Origin of the sequence: Agrobacterium bohemicum, from assembly GCF_001562555.1 — a bacterium.
In the GTDB taxonomy this organism is placed as follows: domain Bacteria; phylum Pseudomonadota; class Alphaproteobacteria; order Rhizobiales; family Rhizobiaceae; genus Agrobacterium; species Agrobacterium bohemicum.
In genome coordinates this window covers 111,822-129,054 of the sequence record NZ_KQ961027.1, presented here as the reverse complement: position 1 = coordinate 129,054, position 17,233 = coordinate 111,822, and the positions used below count along the sequence as shown (strand labels likewise).

The window sequence follows — 17,233 nt, the reverse complement described above, 5'->3', positions numbered from 1 at the left end:
TCCGGGAGGAAAACCAATGATATCAAGAATAACCAGCTTGCTTGGCGCAACGGCCATGGTCATGGCATCTGCACTTTCAGCGCAGGCACAGACGGCGCTGAAATGGGCGCATGTTTATGAAACCAGCGAGCCGTTCCACACGGAATCCGTATGGGCTGCCAAAGAAATCGAGAAGCGTACGGAAGGTCGATACAAAATCGACGTGTTCCCGGCCTCGCAGCTCGGAAAAGAAGCGGATATCAATCAGGGCCTTAAACTGGGAACAGTGGATATGGTCATCTCCGGTTCCAGTTTTGCCGCGCGTGATTACAAGCCGATCGGCGTGACCTATTTCCCCTACATCTTCCGCAATCCAGAGCACCTGATCGCCTACACCAAAAGCGATGTCTTCAAGCGTCTTGCCAAAGGTTATGAAGACAAGACCGGCAATGTCATCGCTGCCGTGAGCTACTACGGTACCCGTCACACTACCGCCAACAAACCGATCGCGACATGCGCCGACCTCGCCGGCGTGAAAATGCGTGTTCCCGATGTTCCGGCCTATCTGGCGATGCCACGCGCCTGCGGCGCCAACACCACACCGATTGCTTTTGCCGAAGTCTATCTCGCCCTTCAGAACGGCACGGTCGATGCGCAGGAAAACCCGCTGACGACCATCGAGGCGAAAAAGTTCTTCGAAGTTCAGAAGAACATCGTGCTGACCGGGCACATCGTCGATCACCTCAATACCGTGATCTCCAAAAGCCGCTGGGCAAGCCTTTCCGACGAAGACAAGAAAATTTTCGTAGATGTCATGCAGGAAGCAGCAACCAAAACCACCAAAATTATAGAAGGCCGAGAAAACGCGCTGGTCGACGAATTCAAGAAGCGTGGTTTGACGGTCACGGAAGTCGATAAGGCAGACTTCGAGAAGAACGTCCTCGAAAAGGTGAAGTTCGAAGACTTCGGTTACGAAAAGTCCGATTGGGAAGCCATTCGCGCCATCCAGTAGTCCCGTCTCCGGCGCGGCTTTGAAAGCCGCGCCGCCCTTTTCTTCTCAGCTGGGATAATACAATGTCGCGCGAAATCCATAATCAGGTAACCCCTGAGGAGCTTGCCCATACGTTCGATGAAGCGCCTCTGGAAACCGACCTTTCCATCTATTCCTTCGAAGACTGGCTTACCCTCGCCCTGTTCTGGGTCATGACGGCCTGCGTCTTCCTACAGTTTTTCACACGCTACGTCTTGAATGACAGCTATGCCTGGACCGAGGAAATTGCGGTCAATTGCCTGATCGGCGTCGTGTTCATGGGGTCCGTCATGTGCGTACGCATGTCGCGCCACATCCAGGTCGATGTGCTCTATCACTATCTGCCGCCTAGCCTGACGCGTGTCATGTCCTTGTTGGTGGACGTGCTGCGTATCGGCTTCTTTGCTTATATGTCATGGCTGATGTGGCGTTACCTGGAAATCGTTGCGGACGAAGAAATGGTCACTGTGGCACTGCCGCGCGGTATCGTTTTCTACACCGTCTTCGCCGCATTCGTCCTGATGTTCCTGCGGTCCATCCAGGTATTCGTCGCAAATCTTCGTCGTGGTTACTCCGTGCTGGAACGCCCTGAAGAATTCCAGAGCGTGGGAGATTGATGCCATGTTGTTGCTGATAGGTTCCTTCCTCGTCTTGATGGTCATCGGTCTGCCCGTTGCCATGTCCATGGCCGTTTCGTCACTGGCCTATATTCTCTTTTATAATGTCGCCCCAGATATCATTGCCGCACAGCGCATGATCGCCGGTGTCGAGAGCTTTCCACTGCTTGCGGTACCATTCTTCATTCTGGCCGGTAATTTGATGAACAGCGCCGGTGTTACCGGTCGCATCTACTCCTTCGCCGTTGCTCTCGTTGGGTGGATGAAGGGCGGCCTTGCGCAGGTCAACATCATCGGGTCCGTTATCTTCTCCGGCATGTCGGGTACAGCCCTTGCCGACGCTGCCGGTATTGGCACAATCGAAATCAAAGCGATGAAGGATCATGGCTACCCGGTCGAGGCCGCCGTCGGCGTCACGGCTGCATCCGCCACGCTGGGGCCGATCTTTCCGCCATCCTTGCCCTTTGTGATCTACGGCATGATGGCCAATGTCTCCATCGGCGCTCTGTTCATGGCGGGCATCGTTCCAGGCGTCGTCATGACGCTGCTGATGATGATCACGGTGACGGTTTTCGCTTATATCAAAAATTGGGGCTCAGACACGCCATTCAGTCTTCGCACGATTTTCGGCGCCTCACTGGAAGTCTTGATCGTTCTGCTGGTGCCGATCAGCGTCTATGTGTTGACCATGTTCGGAATGTCGCTGAACTTTGCCATCTGCATCGTGCTGGCGGTTTTGATTGCGTGTGACTGGTATTTCGATTTTTCCGCTGTCATGGCGCTTATGACGCCAGTCATTCTTATTGGCGGCATGACAATGGGCTGGTTCACGCCTACCGAAGCGGCCGTTGCTGCCGTGTTGTGGTCACTCTTTCTCGGTCTTGTGCGGTACCGCACCATGACGTTCAAAACGCTGGCAAAAGCCTCCTTCGACACCATCGAGACGACAGCGGCTGTATTGTTCATCGTGGCGGCAGCTTCCGTCTTCGCGTGGCTATTGACGGTCAGTCAGGCCGCGCAGCTTCTTTCGACGGCCATTTTGACTCTGACAGACAGCAAATGGATATTCCTGATATTGGTCAATATCCTCATGCTATTCGTAGGCTGCTTCCTGGATACGATTGCGGCGATCACAATTCTTGTGCCGATCCTTCTGCCGCTGGTGCTGCAGTTCGATATCGATCCGGTGCATTTCGGACTGATCATGACGTTGAACCTTATGATCGGCCTGTTGCACCCACCGCTTGGCATGGTGTTGTTTGTCCTATCGCGTGTCGCCAAACTTTCGGTCGAGCGAACGACGATGGCCATTCTGCCCTGGTTGGTGCCACTGTTCTTGGCGCTTATTCTTATCACCTTCATTCCGGCAATTACTTTGTGGCTGCCGACTGAAATGGGGCTGATCCGCTAACACACAACCAAGCCCGTGCGTTTACCGCGCGGGCTTACCATTCTCTTGGCAAGACAGAAAGCAACCGCATGCTCACTCGCGTAGCGCGTCTTTACGGCAAAAAATCCATCAAGGTCGAAACCCAGGATGTGCCAAAACCCGGGGCCGGCGAGGTGCTGTTGGGCATGGCCGCAGGTGGCATTTGCGGTTCCGATCTGCATTATTATCAAGACGGCGGCTTCGGCCCTGTTCAGGTCCGTGAGCCCATTATTTCGGGCCATGAAGCCTCCGGCTATATCGAGTCCCTAGGGCAAGGCGTCAGTGATCTGGCACTTGGGGCGCTCGTCGCAATCAATCCGTCACAGCCCTGTGGTAAATGCCACTACTGCGAAATCGACCGGCCGATCCATTGCCTCGACATGCGCTTCATGGGCAGCGCCATGCGCCTTCCGCATGAACAAGGCATGTTTCGAGACTGGCTGGTGGTGCCCGCGCAACAATGTTTCGCATGCGGTAGCGACACAACACCGGCGGAGGCCGCTTGCGCCGAGCCTCTGGCCGTATGCCTGCACGCGGTAGCGCAGGCGGGCGACCTCTCGGGTAAACAGGTTCTCGTCACAGGTGCCGGACCCATCGGCTTGCTGACGGTAGCTGCCATCAAACACGCTGGCGCCTCCGAAATCGTCGTCACCGATCTGGCCGATGGCGCATTGGCACGCGCACCGGCCATGGGTGCCACACATGTTATTAACGTAGCGTCCGACCGGGATGGTCTCGCCCCCTATCAGAAGAACAAGGGAACATTCGATGTGGTGTTTGATTGTTCTGCCGCAGGCCCCGCTTTGCGTTCTGCCTTCGCTGTCATAAAGCCACGCGGGACTCTCGTGCAGGTCGGCGTAACCGGGGATATAACCATTCCGCTCAACGCATTGGTGGGCAAGGAAATCATCTGGCGCGGTTCCCAGCGCTTCGACAGTGAGTTCGGCGAGGCGGTAAAACTGATCTCGTCCCGTGCCATCGATGTGCGGCCGATCATTTCTCATGAATTTCCGCTGGAGAGCGCAGTCGAAGCTTTCGAGCAAGCTGGCGATAGGTCTGTTGCATGCAAGGTGCAGATCACGTTTGGCCAAGGCCATTGATTTTTAGAGGACTACAAGCATGAAGCATACATGGCGCTGGTTTGGACCGGTGGACAAGGTATCTGTACGAGACGCTGCTCAAGCGGGCGCTGAGGGCATCGTCAGCGCGCTGCATCACATCGAAACTGGGGCTGTCTGGCCCGTGGATGAGATCGACAAGCGCCATCAGGAGATAAAGCAAGGCGGGCTTTACTGGGATGTGGTGGAAAGCGTCCCGGTGTCGGAAGACATCAAAACCCAGACCGGAGACTGGAAAGCCCACATCGCCAACTGGCAGGAGACACTGCGGTGCCTGTCAGCGAGCGGCATTCGCACCGTTTGCTACAACTTCATGCCGGTACTGGACTGGACACGTACGGACTTGCGTTGGGAAACCCGTCACGGTGCAAAAGCCATGCGGTTTGATCTGACGGATTTCGCTGCTTTCGACATCGACATTCTCAAACGTCCAGATGCCAGGGATGATTATCCTGATTGGTTGGTTGAGGAGGCATCGATACGGTTTTCCGAGATGCCGGATACCAAGATCATCGCTTTGGGGCTCAACATAGGAGCGGGTCTTCCTGGCTCGGCGGATGGTTACACCCTCGATCAGCTTCTGGAGAAACTGCGGACCTATCAGGGCGTCGACCGTTTGAAACTTCAATCCAATCTGATCGACTTCCTGTCGCAGGTCGTTCCGGTGGCCCAGGAGGTGGGCATCAACCTTTGCGCCCATGGTGACGATCCACCTTGGCCACTTCTCGGTCTGCCGCGCATTCTGTCAACTCAGGCCGATTACGCGCATATGTTAGGACAGGTTGATAGCAGAGCAAATGGCGTTACGCTCTGCACCGGTTCGCTCGGCGCACGAGATGACAATGACCTGCCCTTCATTGCAAAGACATTCGCAGACCGCATTCACTTCGTGCATCTGCGGAATGTCACGCGCGATACTGATACTGTGCCGTGCTCCTTTTTCGAGGATGAACATCTGGAGGGTGGAACAGACATGGTCGCCGTCATCGCAGTGCTGCTTGAAGAGGAAAAGCGCAGACGGGCGGAAGGTCGCCAAGACCATCGCATCGCCATGCGCCCCGATCACGGACAGGAAATTCTGGATGATCTCTCCCGCGGTGCACAGCCTGGTTATCCAGCCATTGGCCGCCTGAAAGGCCTTGCCGAACTGCGCGGCATCGAGCGCTCCCTTCTTCACCCAAGTTACGGTCGAGTATAGTACCATGGATAGACTGTCTTCACTCACGAGCTTGCGAGAAAGCGTGACTGCCCCCGCTTTCAACCGTAAAACGCTGAAACCTGGGATCGTGCATATCGGCCTTGGCGCTTTCCACCGCGCTCATCAGGCCGTCTACACGCAAAAAGCGTTGGAGCATAACTTCGGCCCCTGGGGGATCGTTGCTGTCAATCTACGCTCACCTGAGCCCGTTCAGTCGCTGGCCGAACAGGACGGACTTTATTCCATCATCACCCGCAGCGCAGAGGGAGACAAGGCAGAGGTCATCGGCGTAACGGTCGACTGGCTTTGCGCTGCAGAGCGAGGCGAGGATGTCCTGAACTATCTCGCCGATGCCCATATCCGTGTTGTAACCTTAACCGTCAGCGAAAAGGCTTACGGCCTCGATCCTGTAACCGGTGGGCTAGACCTCAAACATCCGTCAGTTGCTGCCGACATAGCTAACCCGCATGCTCCGGTCGGCGCTATCGGCTTTCTGGTTGAAGGCCTTGCAAGACGGCGCGAGCTAGGTGTCTTACCCTTCACAGTCCTATGCTGCGACAATCTTCCGTCCAACGGGCATGTTGTGCGCCGTCTGGTACTTGATATGGCAGAGCGGCGTGATCCAGAATTGGCACACTGGATTGCAAACAAAGGCAAATTCCCTTGCAGCATGGTGGACCGCATCGTGCCCGCTGCAACCGACGAGACGCGAAAACGTGCCGCCCGTCTGCTAGGTGCTGAAGACCAGCTCGCCTTGGAAACCGAGCCCTTTCTGCAATGGGTCATCGAGGATGATTTTGTCTCAGGCCGTCCCCAGTGGGAAGCGGCAGGAGCCGTTTTCGCACCATCTGTCGAGCCCTACGAAAACATGAAGCTCCGACTTCTCAACGGTTCGCACACATTGATCGCACATCTGGGAATTCTGCATGATCTGGAGTTCGTACGTGATGTGATGGCGGTGCCTGCGTTCGTGGAAAAGGTTAGGCAGCACATGGAAGCGGCTACAGATACACTTGATCCTGTTCCAGGCATCGATCTTCCGTCCTATCGGAATGAACTGCTTGAACGCTTCTCGAACCCGACGATCGCCCACCGGAACGAACAGATCGCGATGGATACAAGCCAGAAGCTGCCCCAACGTATACTCGCGGCGGCGGCAGAAGCCTTGGTTGCCGGCAGAGATGCTGCCGAGTTCGCATATGTCGTGGCTCTGTGGATTGCGTCCGTTCACAAGCGTGGCGACCTCAATGATCCGCGCAGCTCCGAGATACTGGCAGCAGCCAGGCAGATTGACAACGCCGACCCTTCCGCATCCTTCTTTGCTATCGAAGGTTTATTCCTGTCCGAACTTGTTCAAAACCGCACTTGGCGCGACTTGGTCAATCGTGAACTGGCAAAATTATTGCCCTGAATTGCGGGACTGGTAAGTAATAAAAAAAACCCGGCGAGATCTTCGCCGGGTTTTTCTTTCATTGCGCGGATTACTCCATTTTGTGAATGTCGCGGTCCTTGGTTTCCGGCAGGAACAGCAAGCCGACAACCAGCGTGATGCCTGCGAAGATGATCGGGTACCAGAGGCCGTAGTAGATATCACCCTTGGCGGCACTCATTGCGAATGCGGTTGCAGGGAGAAGTCCACCAAACCAGCCGTTACCAATGTGGTATGGTAAGGACATGCCGGAGTAACGAATGCGGGTCGGGAACAGTTCGACCAGCAGCGCGGCAATCGGGCCGTAGACCATCGTTACGTAGATGACGAGGACGGTCAGAACCGCGATGATGGCGATCCAGTTCACGGCCGCCGGATCGGCAACCATGGCGAAGGCTCCGCCGCCACCAACAGTGTAGACTGCCATCTCGGTCGCACCATTCAGTTCAGCTGGCGTCAGCAACTTGTCAGCCACCAGCTTATCGCCTGGGACAGTCTTGGCAGGCGTTGCCCGCACGGCATCGGCGTTTAGGCCGAGTTCCGGGTTTGCAGCAATAAATGCATCAAGCTTTGCTGCTGGGACCTGAGCGGCGCCGCGAACCAAGGGATAGCCACCATCTTGAAGCGCAATGTTGACTTGCTTCTGGAAGGTGCGGTCGTTTCCGGCTGCGTTGGCACCGGCGGCAACGGCATCATAGCTCGGAATGATCGCATCGCCGATCTTGACTGTAGCCGGTTGTCCCGCAGGGCCATCCACGACATCATAAGGTACAGAGTTCTTGGTCAGGAACGCCGTTGCGATATCGCAAGACGTGGTGAATTTAGCCGTGCCGGTTGGGTTGAACTGGAAACGGCAATCGCCTGGAGCGGCTGTCACTGTCGCGCGAACCGTAGCCTGAGCCTGAGCAAGTGCTGGGTTACCTGCCCATGTCAGCGCCTTGAACAACGGGAAGTATGTCAGCATCGCCAACACGAGACCGGCCATGATGATCGGCTTGCGACCGATCTTGTCGGAGAGCCATCCGAACAGCACGAAGAAACCGGTGCCGAGAATGAGGGCGCAGGCAACCATGATGTTGGCCGACTGTCCGTCTACCTTCAGAATGCTTTGTAAGAAGAACAGAGCGTAAAACTGGCCGGTGTACCATACCACTGCCTGACCAATGACCGCACCGACGAGCGCGATGATTGCGATCTTGGCGTTTTTCCATTGGCCAAAAGCTTCACTGAGAGGTGCCTTTGAAGTGGTGCCTTCTGCCTTCATCTTCATGAAAGCAGGCGATTCACTCATCTTCAGACGAATCCAGACCGAAACACCCAGCAGAATAACCGACAACAGGAACGGAATACGCCAGCCCCAGTCGGCGAAAGCTTCACGGCCCAATGCAAACTGCACGCCGAGAATGACGATCAGCGACAAGAAGAGACCAAGCGTTGCTGTCGTCTGAATCCACGACGTGTAGTAGCCGCGACGGCCATTGGGCGCATGTTCGGCCACATAGGTTGCCGCGCCGCCATATTCACCACCAAGAGCCAGACCCTGCAACATGCGCAGGATGATGAGGATGATGGGTGCCGCGATACCGATCTGCGAGGCATTCGGCAGAACGCCCACGAGGAAGGTCGACAGGCCCATGATCAGGATCGTGACGAGGAACGTGTATTTGCGACCCACGAGATCGCCCAGACGTCCAAACACCAAAGCGCCGAACGGGCGAACGAGAAAGCCCGCGGCGAAGGCAAGCAAAGCAAAGATGTTGCGTGTTGTTTCTGGATACTGGCTAAAGAAGTTCGCGCCAATATAGATGGCCAAGGAGCCATAAAGATAAAAATCGTACCATTCGAAGACTGTTCCAAGAGAAGAAGCGAAAATCACTTTCTTCTCTTCGCCCGTCATCGGACGGGCTTTTTCGCTGGCAGCGACTGCTACATTCGCCATTCTCTGTCCTCCACAGATATCAAAATGACACATCGCAGCAGCTCGACTCACCCACAAGCTGCCCTGACAGTGCGATGCACCTGTGGACAGAGTGACAGAAAATTAATGAAAGGAAGAGCGATGCTTTCGGCTTATGACTTTAGTCTAATGACGACTACAGACTATGTTCCTGCTGATTGCACCTTTGCGCACTACTGAACGGAATTGCAGGCGGTTTGAGCTTGACAGAAAATCGAAACACCATAATAGCTTTGCCAAGAAAAGGAGCACGATTTTGATAGGACATGTCCACGACATGGTTGTCATGCAGAACCCGGCAGGATTTGCCGGTGATCGTTCGCGCCTTGCTTACTCCATCCGAATTACGGCCAAAACGACGATTAAAACCGTCTGACGTCTCTGGCCCGCCGCTCTCTCCCCGGTTTGGTCGGGGAAGAAGGAAACCGCAGACTTGCGGGTTCCCCCTCACCAGAAACGAGGAGAGGCAGAAAGAGAACTTATCATGGGTTTCAAAGTTGCAATCGTAGGCGCCACCGGCAATGTCGGTCGTGAAATGCTCAATATCCTTTCCGAACGCGGGTTTCCGGCAGACGAGGTCGTCGCTTTGGCGTCAGCCCGTAGCCAAGGCACTGAAGTGTCCTACGGCGATCGCACGCTAAAAGTCTCCAACATGGAGAACTACGATTTCTCCACGACAGATATCTGCCTGATGTCGGCAGGCGGCGATGTTTCCAAGAAGTGGTCACCAAAGATCGGTGCGCAGGGTTGCGTCGTTATCGATAATTCCTCGGCATGGCGCTACGATCAGGATGTTCCTTTGATCGTTCCTGAAGTAAACGCCGATGCCATCGAAGGTTTCCGCAAGCGCAACATCATTGCCAACCCGAATTGCTCGACAGCACAGCTCGTCGTTGCGTTGAAGCCGTTGCATGACGCCGCCCAGATCAAGCGGGTCGTCATCTCCACCTACCAGTCCGTATCCGGTGCCGGTAAGGAAGGCATGGACGAACTGTTCCAGCAGACCCGCGCCGTTTTCGTGGCCGATCCTGTCGAAACCAAGAAGTTCACCAAGCGCATCGCCTTCAACGTCATTCCGCATATCGATGTGTTCATGGAAGACGGCTACACGAAGGAAGAGTGGAAGGTTCTGGCAGAAACCAAAAAGATGCTGGACCCGAAGATCAAGGTTACCTGCACCGCAGTGCGCGTTCCTGTCTTTATCGGTCATTCGGAATCTGTGAACATCGAATTCGAAAACGAAATCACTGCCGATCAGGCTCGCGATATCCTGCGCGAAGCACCGGGTTGCCTCGTCATCGACAAGCATGAAGACGGTGGCTACATCACACCGGTCGAGTGCGCAGGCGAAGATGCAACGTATATTTCGCGTATTCGCGAAGACGCAACCGTTGAAAATGGCCTGAATATCTGGGTCGTTTCAGACAATCTGCGCAAGGGCGCTGCGCTCAACGCGATTCAGATTGCCGAGCTTCTGGTCAATCGCGGCCTGATCAAGCCGCGCAAAGAAGCAGCCTGATACTGTTTTTTAACAACTATTAACTATAACCCGTCTATTCCACTGCGGGATGGACGGGTTTTCAGTTGAGTTGCTTATCACGGGCAGTTTATTTGCCGGTTATGATATCGACAGGCAGGCTGAAACACACGACGTCTCAGTCAAGTGGTGACCGAGTTAGGGCATGATCCCAAGACATATTGAAGGCAGATTCTGATGCGGGCACTAAAAGCTTTTTCCGTTGGCGCAGTTATGGTTGCCGCATTTGCGGCCACGCCGGTTCTGGCGGCGCAGTGCGGCAACACATCGGCAGGCTTTGACGCCTGGGTCGGCGCGTTCAAGCAGGAGGCAGCAGGTCGTGGCGTCAGCGCTTCCGTTCTAGACCGTGCATTCTCGAATGTCTCGTATAACAGGCCGACAATCAGCGCAGACCGTGGTCAGCACAGCTTCAAGCTTTCCTTCGACCAGTTCATGCAAAAGCGCGGCGGTCAGGCGATCATCTCTCGCGGAAAGGCGATGAAGAAGAACAACGCTGCCCTGTTTGCCAATATCGAACGTGCCTACGGCGTTCCTGCCGGTCCGCTTCTGGCGATCTGGGGCATGGAAACCGGCTTTGGTGGTTTCCTGGGCAACCAGCATACGCTGTCTGCAGTTGCCACACTTTCCTACGACTGCCGTCGTTCCGACTATTTTACCGAGCAGTTGTATGCGGCTTTGAAACTGGTTGGCAGCGGCAATTTGAGCGTAACCGCTAAGGGCGCAGCACACGGCGAAATCGGCCAGACGCAGTTCCTGCCCCTCAACGTCGTCCGCTATGGCGTCGATTTCGACCGCAATGGTCGTATTGATCTCGTCGGCTCACGCGCTGATGCTCTGGCCTCGACCGCGAATTTCCTCGTGGGCCACGGCTGGCAGCGCGGCGCCGGATATCAGCAGGGCCAAACGAATTTCTCCGCGATTCAGGGCTGGAACGCCGCAAGCGTCTACCAGCAGGCTATCGCCTATATCGGCAAGGCCATCGACGGCCAATAATTCGAGCCGGTGCATCACGCGGCAGGTCGGGACCACACATCCCGACCTGCCGTGCCTATGATTTCATCACAACAGATTTCGGCCAGCCAGATTGCGGATGAGCGCACTGACGCCGAACGTCCACTGCGGGCAGACATCCGTGCGTTCCACCCAGTTAACAAGGCGGCCAAGCTTCGCAGTCGAGATTTCGACGCGATCACCGACCTCATGGGTGAAGCCCTCTCCCGCACCGCGCCGATCCTTGACCGGGGCAAACATCGTACCCAGGAAAAGCACGGCACCATCAGGGTACTGATGGTTTCGGTTCATGAGTTGTGAGGCAAGGCTTTCCGGCGAGCGACTGATAGCCTCCATCGGGCTCTCACCGGTCATTTCAAATCCATCCTCGCCGTGCACTTCAAGAGCGACACGCACGCGGCGCAGGTGTTCCATCGTGAAACCCTCATCAAACAACCTGATGAAAGGGCCTATGGAGCAGGAGGCATTGTTGTCTTTTGCCTTACCCAGCAGCAGAGCTGAACGTCCTTCGACATCACGCAAATTCACGTCGTTGCCTAGGCTCGCGCCAACGATCGTGCCATCGGACCTCAGTACAAGAACCACTTCCGGCTCGGGATTATTCCACTGCGAAATCGGATGAATGCCGACGAGATCGCCGCATCCGACAGATGACATGGGTTGGGATTTGGTGAAAATTTCAGCATCCGGACCGATGCCGACTTCAAGATATTGCGACCACAGCCCCATATCCTGAAGAAGTTTCTTGACCTTCGCCGCCTGTTCGGAACCGGCGACAAGCCCGCGTAAGCTATCACCAAGAATAGGTGCGAGCTTGGCACGGATGTCCTGCGCGCGGCGCGGGTCGCCCTTCGCCTGCTCTTCGATGACACGTTCCAGCATGCTGTCTGCGAACGTCACGCCAGCAGCTTTCACAGCCTGAAGATCAATGGGGGCGAGAATTTTACCGGCCTCGCCTGACAAAAAGCTATTGAGGTCACCCAGGTCCGCCAAGTCGAGAGGTCGACGCAAACGATCGACAAGATTTTCCGTTTCGAGCAGACCGGACATTGTGGCAGCAATACTGGTCAGATTGAGAACCCGACCATCAGAAATCATAACCGGGCATGGTCCGGCATTGGTGTTAGACCATACGCGTCCAACCAATAGAGCATCGGCCGCGTCCGTCGGCAAAATGGCTTCAGCGCGCAGCATACGTTCGGATTTCAAGGTTAGTCCTCCACATTTCCCTGTCAAAGCGCGGCTCTCAGCGACGCTATTTCTGTTGTCAGAATGTCTGACAATTCTCCCTGCCTATGTCTATTAGGGCTTTTTTCCGATGTCCAGCACTCAGAGAAAGTTGTCTCTACAGATGCATCCGACACGCCGCCACGCCTGACTATTAATATTTCGGTAAACGGCCGACCAAGGGAAAGGCCAAGCTCTATAAAGAGGTCTGGAATTTTTGCTTGGCGACCGATGATTTCTAATATATTGGAGAATAATAGAAATATATTCCGATAATCTACTCAAAAATAGACAAAACGTGATGTAGAGCTTCCACGCCGAAAACAGCGACTAAAGCTCCTCACCCGGCAAAAGGACCAACTCTGATGTCAGAGTGCATCTCAACTCCTCCCCTCTCTCCCCTGCCCGCCTGCGAGGATCGTGAATGGGCGAGACGTGCCATCGGCATTTTGGAGGGAGATGGGCGCCGCTCTGCTGATACACATCTGGTCAAACCTGTTTTCAAAGGGTTACGGGGTATTTCGATCTATCTGAAAGACGAGTCCACACACCCCACCGGCAGTCTCAAGCACAGGTTGGCGCGCTCGCTTTTTCTATATGGCATCTGCAACGGCAAGATCGCACAGGGGACAACGCTGGTGGAGGCATCCTCGGGCTCCACTGCGGTTAGCGAGGCCTATTTCGCACACCTCCTCGATTTGCCATTCATTGCTGTCATGCCACACTCCACCAGTCCGCAGAAGGTCGAAGCCATCGAGCGTTTTGGTGGCAAGTGCCATTTTGTGGATCGCCCTTCGGAAGTTTATACCGTTGCAGAAAGGGTGGCGGCCGAAACGAGTGGGCATTATCTCGACCAGTTTACTTACGCCGAACGGGCGACCGACTGGCGCGGCAACAACAACATTGCAGATTCCATTTTCGAGCAGATGAAAAGCGAAGAGCATCCCGAGCCTGAATGGGTGGTGATGAACGCGGGAACGGGCGGCACATCAGCGACGATTGGCCGATTTATTCGCTATCGCAACCTGCGCACGCGTCTTTGCGTGGTGGATGTCGAGCATTCGGCCTTTTATGCGTCCTATATGTCGGGCGACCGTGACATTACCTGCCCCACGCCATCTCGGATCGAAGGTGTTGGACGCCCAAGGGTCGAGCCGTCCTTCATTCCTGGCGTCATCGACCACATGATAAAGATACCGGATGCGGCCTCCATCGCCGCAATGCATGTCCTATCCGACCGGCTGTTCCGGCGTGTGGGAGGCTCCACGGGCACAAATTTCTTCGGGACATGCTGGATTGCAGCAAACATGATGAAGGAAGGCAAAAAGGGCTCGCTGGTGTCCTTGATTTGCGATAGCGGCGACCGCTACGCCGCCACTTATTACAATCCCGATTGGCTGGCGAAGAACGAGATCGATATCACGCCATACCGCGACATGTTGGAAACCTTCATCGACCACGGCGAATTCAAGAGGTTCGAGGCAGGCATCATAGGGAGCGCAGCCGCGCTTTGAAGCGCGGCTTTTTTCAGACCCTGCGCCCATCAGTGCCGAAAACGTGGGCATTGGCGAGATCGAAGGACAGCGGAACGGTTTCGCCCATGCGCAACTGCTTCTGCCCTTCCAGCAACACTGTCACCGGCTGCCCATCCGCCGTGTTGGTGTAAAGGACAGTCGATCCACCCAGATGCTCGACAAGCTGAATGTTGCCTTGACCAAGGGTGGCGGATTGCATCTGCGCCTGAATATGCTCCGGGCGAATACCCAATGTCAAAGCCTCGCCATCCTGAGCCTCAAGCGGGCGATCCAAGACGATCTGCTGCCCGGCGATCTCTATGGTGCGGCGCGACGCGTCCGACGTCACCAGTTTTGTCGCCAGAAAATTCATTTTCGGAGAGCCGATAAAACCCGCCACGAACTGGTTGGCTGGATGGTTATAAAGATCCAATGGACGCCCGACCTGCATGATGCGCCCTTCACGCAGGACCACGATCTTGTCGGCCATCGTCATGGCTTCCACCTGATCATGGGTCACATAAATCATGGTGCTGCCAAGGGTCTGGTGAAGCTTGGCGATTTCGACGCGCATCTGCACACGCAATTCCGCATCGAGGTTGGACAGCGGTTCATCGAACAGAAATATCTTGGGTTCGCGAACGATGGCGCGGCCAATGGCGACACGTTGACGCTGACCGCCCGAGAGAGCCTTCGGCTTGCGCTGCAATAAAGGATTGATTTGTAGAATATCCGCTGCTTTTTTGACGCGAACTTCGATCTCTGGCTTTTTATAGCCCGCCGTTTCCAGCCCGAAGGCAAGATTCTTGTAGACGCTCATATGCGGGTATAGCGCATAGGACTGAAACACCATGGCTATACCGCGTTTGGACGCAGCGGTTTCGTTGACCCGCTCTCCATCAATCCGCAGCTCGCCTTCCGATATCTCTTCCAGCCCTGCAATCATCCGCAGAAGTGTCGATTTACCGCAGCCGGATGGGCCGACGAAAACTGTGAACTCACCCGGCTCTATCTGAAGATCGATGCCATGCACGACCGGGAAAGCGCCGAAGCGTTTGACGATTTTTTCAAGAGTAATGCTACTTGCCATATCGTTCCTCCCGGCAAACCTACGGTCGCCAGCTGATGTATTTCGAGTGACCCTTCGTGATCGGCAGGGCAACGTCGGAATTGATGTCGTTCGAGTGATAGATCGCAGCTATGAGTTCCAGCGAGCCGCGCGCGTCCGTTGTCGTAACAGGTGGCTTCTCACCCTTTTCCAACGTGCGATAGAAGGCTTCCATCTGCCCGTTGAAACGGCGGCCAACAGCGGGCATGCCCTCCAATAGCGCCCCGATTTTGGCGCCAATCTCGTCATTGGCTGGAATGATGCGCCAAGGGCCGTCACCCGGCGAATAGGGGGAATGATTACTCTCGAAGGTCACGTTTTCGAAAGCCAGCCGCAAACGGCTGATCTCTTCCTGAGAGCCCAGCGTCGCGGTAAGTGAGACCAACGCACCGTTTTTCATCAACAGGCTGGCAGAGACACAGTCCTCAACCTCGATTGTGTTGACCAGGGTGGCCGTGCGGGCAAACACGCGGTCTATAGGACCCATGAGATATGTGAGCATATCATGCAGGTGTATGGCGTGGGTCATCAAGACACCACCAAGTTCCGTAGCCCAGCGCCCGCGCCATGGATTATCGTAATAGGCAGCGTTTCTCTTCCACAGCGTTTCTGCGGTTCCGACATAGGGTTTTCCGGCGAGACCACTTTCGATGATGCGCCGCACCTGTTGAACGCCATCACCATACCGATACTGGTAAATCGGCATCAACACGCCCTTTGCCATCTGTTCAGCCGCAACGACATCATCCAGCTCGGCCAGCGAACCCGTCAGCGGCTTTTCGCAGACGACATGTTTACCCGCGGCAAGCGCCTGCAGAATAAGCTTTGTGTGGATGGCGGGCGGTGTGCAGATATCGATGATGTCCACGTCAGGCATTGCCATCAATTCGTCCGAGGACTTGATACGACCAGCAACGTTGAATTCATCTGCAACAGCGTTCAGGCGCGCTTCATCAAGATCGCACAGAACAGTCACCTCGTATTTATCCGGATGCATCGCATATCCCTCGGAAATGTGGGATCGGCCAATGCCGCAACCGATGACGCCGACCTTGTATCGCTTAGCCATGGTGGCGACCCTCCGCCATCTGCTGCGCTTTCAAGGCAAGCTCCATGGCGGCAAAGCAGCGCGCCTGCGGCATGGCGGTTTCTGTGCGGTTACGAATATCGGACAGAAGCTGCGGCCCGTAGGGTAGCGCTACATTGGCACAATCAATGTGCTGCACACCGCTTTTATCGATAAGGAACAGGTGATTGCCGCCATCCCGTCCCCCAATGTCGACGTTCTTGCGGATTTCGATTGCACCTTCAGTGCCGGTAATGAAAAGTCGACCATCCCCCCAACTTGGCAGGCCATCCGGCGTAAACCAGTCCACACGGATAAATCCATCCACATCTTTGGTGCAGAGATGAATATCTCCACTATCTTGCAAGCCGGGCCATTGTGGGTTGGCGCGGTTCGAGACCTTTGCGGCGAGAATATCCGCCGTATCGGAGTTGGTGAAAAATAGGAACTGCTCGCATTGGTGGGATGCGATATCAACCAGGATACCGCCATATCGCGCACGGTCGAAAAACCACTCCGGCCGTGTTGACGCTCGCAGGCGGTGCGGGCCGAAGCCTGCCGTAGAAACGACCTTACCGATTGCACCGGCTGCGATAAGCTCGCCAGCCTTGACGGTGGCGCGGTTTTCAAAATGTTCGGAGTAGAGGACGGAAAAAAGCCGACCTGTCTCCACCTGGACTTTCCTCACTTCATTCAACTGGGCGAATGTAACCATACCCGGCTTGTCAGTCATCACATCCTTGCCAGCACGCATGGCCTCAATCGCCAAGGGCGCGCGCTCATCCGGAATGGCGGCGGTTATGATGAGGTCGACAGACGGATCATCCAGCAGCCTGCGTTTGTCATCGACGCGCGGCACACCGGAGAACGCATCAGAGTATTCACTTGCGAGATCATCTTCCACGGCGTGAAAGCCAACAAGCTCGGCCCCTGCATTCAACAGGCAGCTCGTCTGTCCAAAGATGTGATTGTGGTTGATACCGATTGTCGCAAACCGAACGGGTTTCATTGTC

At 55.4% G+C, this 17,233-nt stretch carries 14 protein-coding genes; 9 read left to right on the top strand and 5 right to left on the bottom strand.

All coding sequences use genetic code 11. The features are described 5' to 3' along the window. Positions 1-16 precede the first annotated feature (16 nt). The 6 genes from ATO67_RS09860 (at position 17) to ATO67_RS09835 (ending at position 6,782) form a co-directional block, all read left to right on the top strand. Positions 17-991, top strand: a complete 975-nt coding sequence (locus tag ATO67_RS09860; protein WP_067647727.1) for a sialic acid TRAP transporter substrate-binding protein SiaP — start codon at positions 17-19, stop codon at positions 989-991. Positions 992-1,053: 62 nt separating this feature from the next. Next, positions 1,054-1,626, top strand: coding sequence for a TRAP transporter small permease (locus ATO67_RS09855; protein WP_067647724.1), 573 nt, complete (start codon positions 1,054-1,056; stop codon positions 1,624-1,626). A 4-nt stretch (positions 1,627-1,630) separates the two neighbouring features. Continuing rightward, positions 1,631-3,037: a TRAP transporter large permease gene (locus ATO67_RS09850; RefSeq protein ID WP_067647721.1), complete on the top strand. Its 1,407-nt coding sequence runs from the start codon at positions 1,631-1,633 to the stop codon at positions 3,035-3,037. 68 nt (positions 3,038-3,105) lie between these two features. Further along, complete coding sequence (locus tag ATO67_RS09845; RefSeq protein ID WP_067647718.1) at positions 3,106-4,155, top strand: L-idonate 5-dehydrogenase; 1,050 nt, start codon at positions 3,106-3,108, stop codon at positions 4,153-4,155. Between the two features lie 19 nt (positions 4,156-4,174). Then, positions 4,175-5,371, top strand: a complete 1,197-nt coding sequence (gene uxuA, locus ATO67_RS09840; protein ID WP_067647715.1) for a mannonate dehydratase — start codon at positions 4,175-4,177, stop codon at positions 5,369-5,371. A 4-nt stretch (positions 5,372-5,375) separates the two neighbouring features. Next, positions 5,376-6,782, top strand: a complete 1,407-nt coding sequence (locus tag ATO67_RS09835; protein ID WP_067647712.1) for a mannitol dehydrogenase family protein — start codon at positions 5,376-5,378, stop codon at positions 6,780-6,782. 70 nt (positions 6,783-6,852) lie between these two features. Here ATO67_RS09835 and ATO67_RS09830 read toward each other — a convergent pair whose 3' ends face one another. Beyond that, a complete protein-coding gene (locus ATO67_RS09830; protein ID WP_067647709.1) occupies positions 6,853-8,739 on the bottom strand; it encodes an MFS transporter in 1,887 nt (628 codons plus the stop codon). Between the two features lie 502 nt (positions 8,740-9,241). Between ATO67_RS09830 and ATO67_RS09820 the strand changes: the two genes are divergently transcribed. Together ATO67_RS09820 and ATO67_RS09815 are read left to right on the top strand one after the other, a co-directional pair. Beyond that, positions 9,242-10,276, top strand: coding sequence for an aspartate-semialdehyde dehydrogenase (locus ATO67_RS09820; protein ID WP_067647703.1), 1,035 nt, complete (start codon positions 9,242-9,244; stop codon positions 10,274-10,276). Between the two features lie 195 nt (positions 10,277-10,471). Beyond that, positions 10,472-11,287 carry a lytic murein transglycosylase gene (locus tag ATO67_RS09815; RefSeq protein WP_082760220.1) on the top strand — a complete coding sequence of 272 codons (816 nt, stop codon included), beginning with the start codon at positions 10,472-10,474 and terminating at the stop codon, positions 11,285-11,287. Positions 11,288-11,353: 66 nt separating this feature from the next. Here ATO67_RS09815 and ATO67_RS09810 read toward each other — a convergent pair whose 3' ends face one another. Further along, positions 11,354-12,499: a fumarylacetoacetate hydrolase family protein gene (locus tag ATO67_RS09810; RefSeq protein WP_106404930.1), complete on the bottom strand. Its 1,146-nt coding sequence runs from the start codon at positions 12,497-12,499 to the stop codon at positions 11,354-11,356. Positions 12,500-12,897: 398 nt separating this feature from the next. On the opposite strand from ATO67_RS09810, the gene ATO67_RS09805 reads away from it, so the two are divergent. Then, the gene (locus ATO67_RS09805) at positions 12,898-14,046 is read left to right on the top strand and encodes a PLP-dependent cysteine synthase family protein (RefSeq protein ID WP_067647697.1); all 1,149 of its coding nucleotides are present in this window, start codon (positions 12,898-12,900) and stop codon (positions 14,044-14,046) included. Between the two features lie 13 nt (positions 14,047-14,059). Here the strand turns inward: ATO67_RS09805 and ATO67_RS09800 are convergent, their stop codons facing one another. The 3 genes from ATO67_RS09800 to ATO67_RS09790 are packed head-to-tail and all read right to left on the bottom strand — an operon-like array spanning position 14,060 to position 17,229. Next, positions 14,060-15,136 (bottom strand): ABC transporter ATP-binding protein, encoded by a 1,077-nt coding sequence (locus ATO67_RS09800; protein ID WP_067647695.1) that lies wholly within the window; start codon positions 15,134-15,136, stop codon positions 14,060-14,062. A 19-nt stretch (positions 15,137-15,155) separates the two neighbouring features. Continuing rightward, entirely contained in the window at positions 15,156-16,223 is a 1,068-nt protein-coding gene (locus ATO67_RS09795) for a Gfo/Idh/MocA family protein (protein ID WP_067647692.1), read from the bottom strand. Continuing rightward, positions 16,216-17,229, bottom strand: coding sequence for a Gfo/Idh/MocA family protein (locus tag ATO67_RS09790; RefSeq protein ID WP_067647689.1), 1,014 nt, complete (start codon positions 17,227-17,229; stop codon positions 16,216-16,218). Before ATO67_RS09790 ends, ATO67_RS09795 begins: the two co-directional genes overlap by 8 nt. Positions 17,230-17,233: the final 4 nt, after the last annotated feature.

What these genes read in the sequence shown, in the direction of transcription:
- ATO67_RS09860 (WP_067647727.1), top strand. Translation starts at nt 17, where the DNA reads ATGATATCAAGAATAACCAGCTTGCTTGGCGCAACGGCCATGGTCATG.
- ATO67_RS09855 (WP_067647724.1), top strand. Translation starts at nt 1,054, where the DNA reads ATGTCGCGCGAAATCCATAATCAGGTAACCCCTGAGGAGCTTGCCCAT.
- ATO67_RS09850 (WP_067647721.1), top strand. Translation starts at nt 1,631, where the DNA reads ATGTTGTTGCTGATAGGTTCCTTCCTCGTCTTGATGGTCATCGGTCTG.
- ATO67_RS09845 (WP_067647718.1), top strand. Translation starts at nt 3,106, where the DNA reads ATGCTCACTCGCGTAGCGCGTCTTTACGGCAAAAAATCCATCAAGGTC.
- uxuA (WP_067647715.1), top strand. Translation starts at nt 4,175, where the DNA reads ATGAAGCATACATGGCGCTGGTTTGGACCGGTGGACAAGGTATCTGTA.
- ATO67_RS09835 (WP_067647712.1), top strand. Translation starts at nt 5,376, where the DNA reads ATGGATAGACTGTCTTCACTCACGAGCTTGCGAGAAAGCGTGACTGCC.
- ATO67_RS09830 (WP_067647709.1), bottom strand. Translation starts at nt 8,739, where the DNA reads ATGGCGAATGTAGCAGTCGCTGCCAGCGAAAAAGCCCGTCCGATGACG.
- ATO67_RS09820 (WP_067647703.1), top strand. Translation starts at nt 9,242, where the DNA reads ATGGGTTTCAAAGTTGCAATCGTAGGCGCCACCGGCAATGTCGGTCGT.
- ATO67_RS09815 (WP_082760220.1), top strand. Translation starts at nt 10,472, where the DNA reads ATGCGGGCACTAAAAGCTTTTTCCGTTGGCGCAGTTATGGTTGCCGCA.
- ATO67_RS09810 (WP_106404930.1), bottom strand. Translation starts at nt 12,499, where the DNA reads ATGCTGCGCGCTGAAGCCATTTTGCCGACGGACGCGGCCGATGCTCTA.
- ATO67_RS09805 (WP_067647697.1), top strand. Translation starts at nt 12,898, where the DNA reads ATGTCAGAGTGCATCTCAACTCCTCCCCTCTCTCCCCTGCCCGCCTGC.
- ATO67_RS09800 (WP_067647695.1), bottom strand. Translation starts at nt 15,136, where the DNA reads ATGGCAAGTAGCATTACTCTTGAAAAAATCGTCAAACGCTTCGGCGCT.
- ATO67_RS09795 (WP_067647692.1), bottom strand. Translation starts at nt 16,223, where the DNA reads ATGGCTAAGCGATACAAGGTCGGCGTCATCGGTTGCGGCATTGGCCGA.
- ATO67_RS09790 (WP_067647689.1), bottom strand. Translation starts at nt 17,229, where the DNA reads ATGAAACCCGTTCGGTTTGCGACAATCGGTATCAACCACAATCACATC.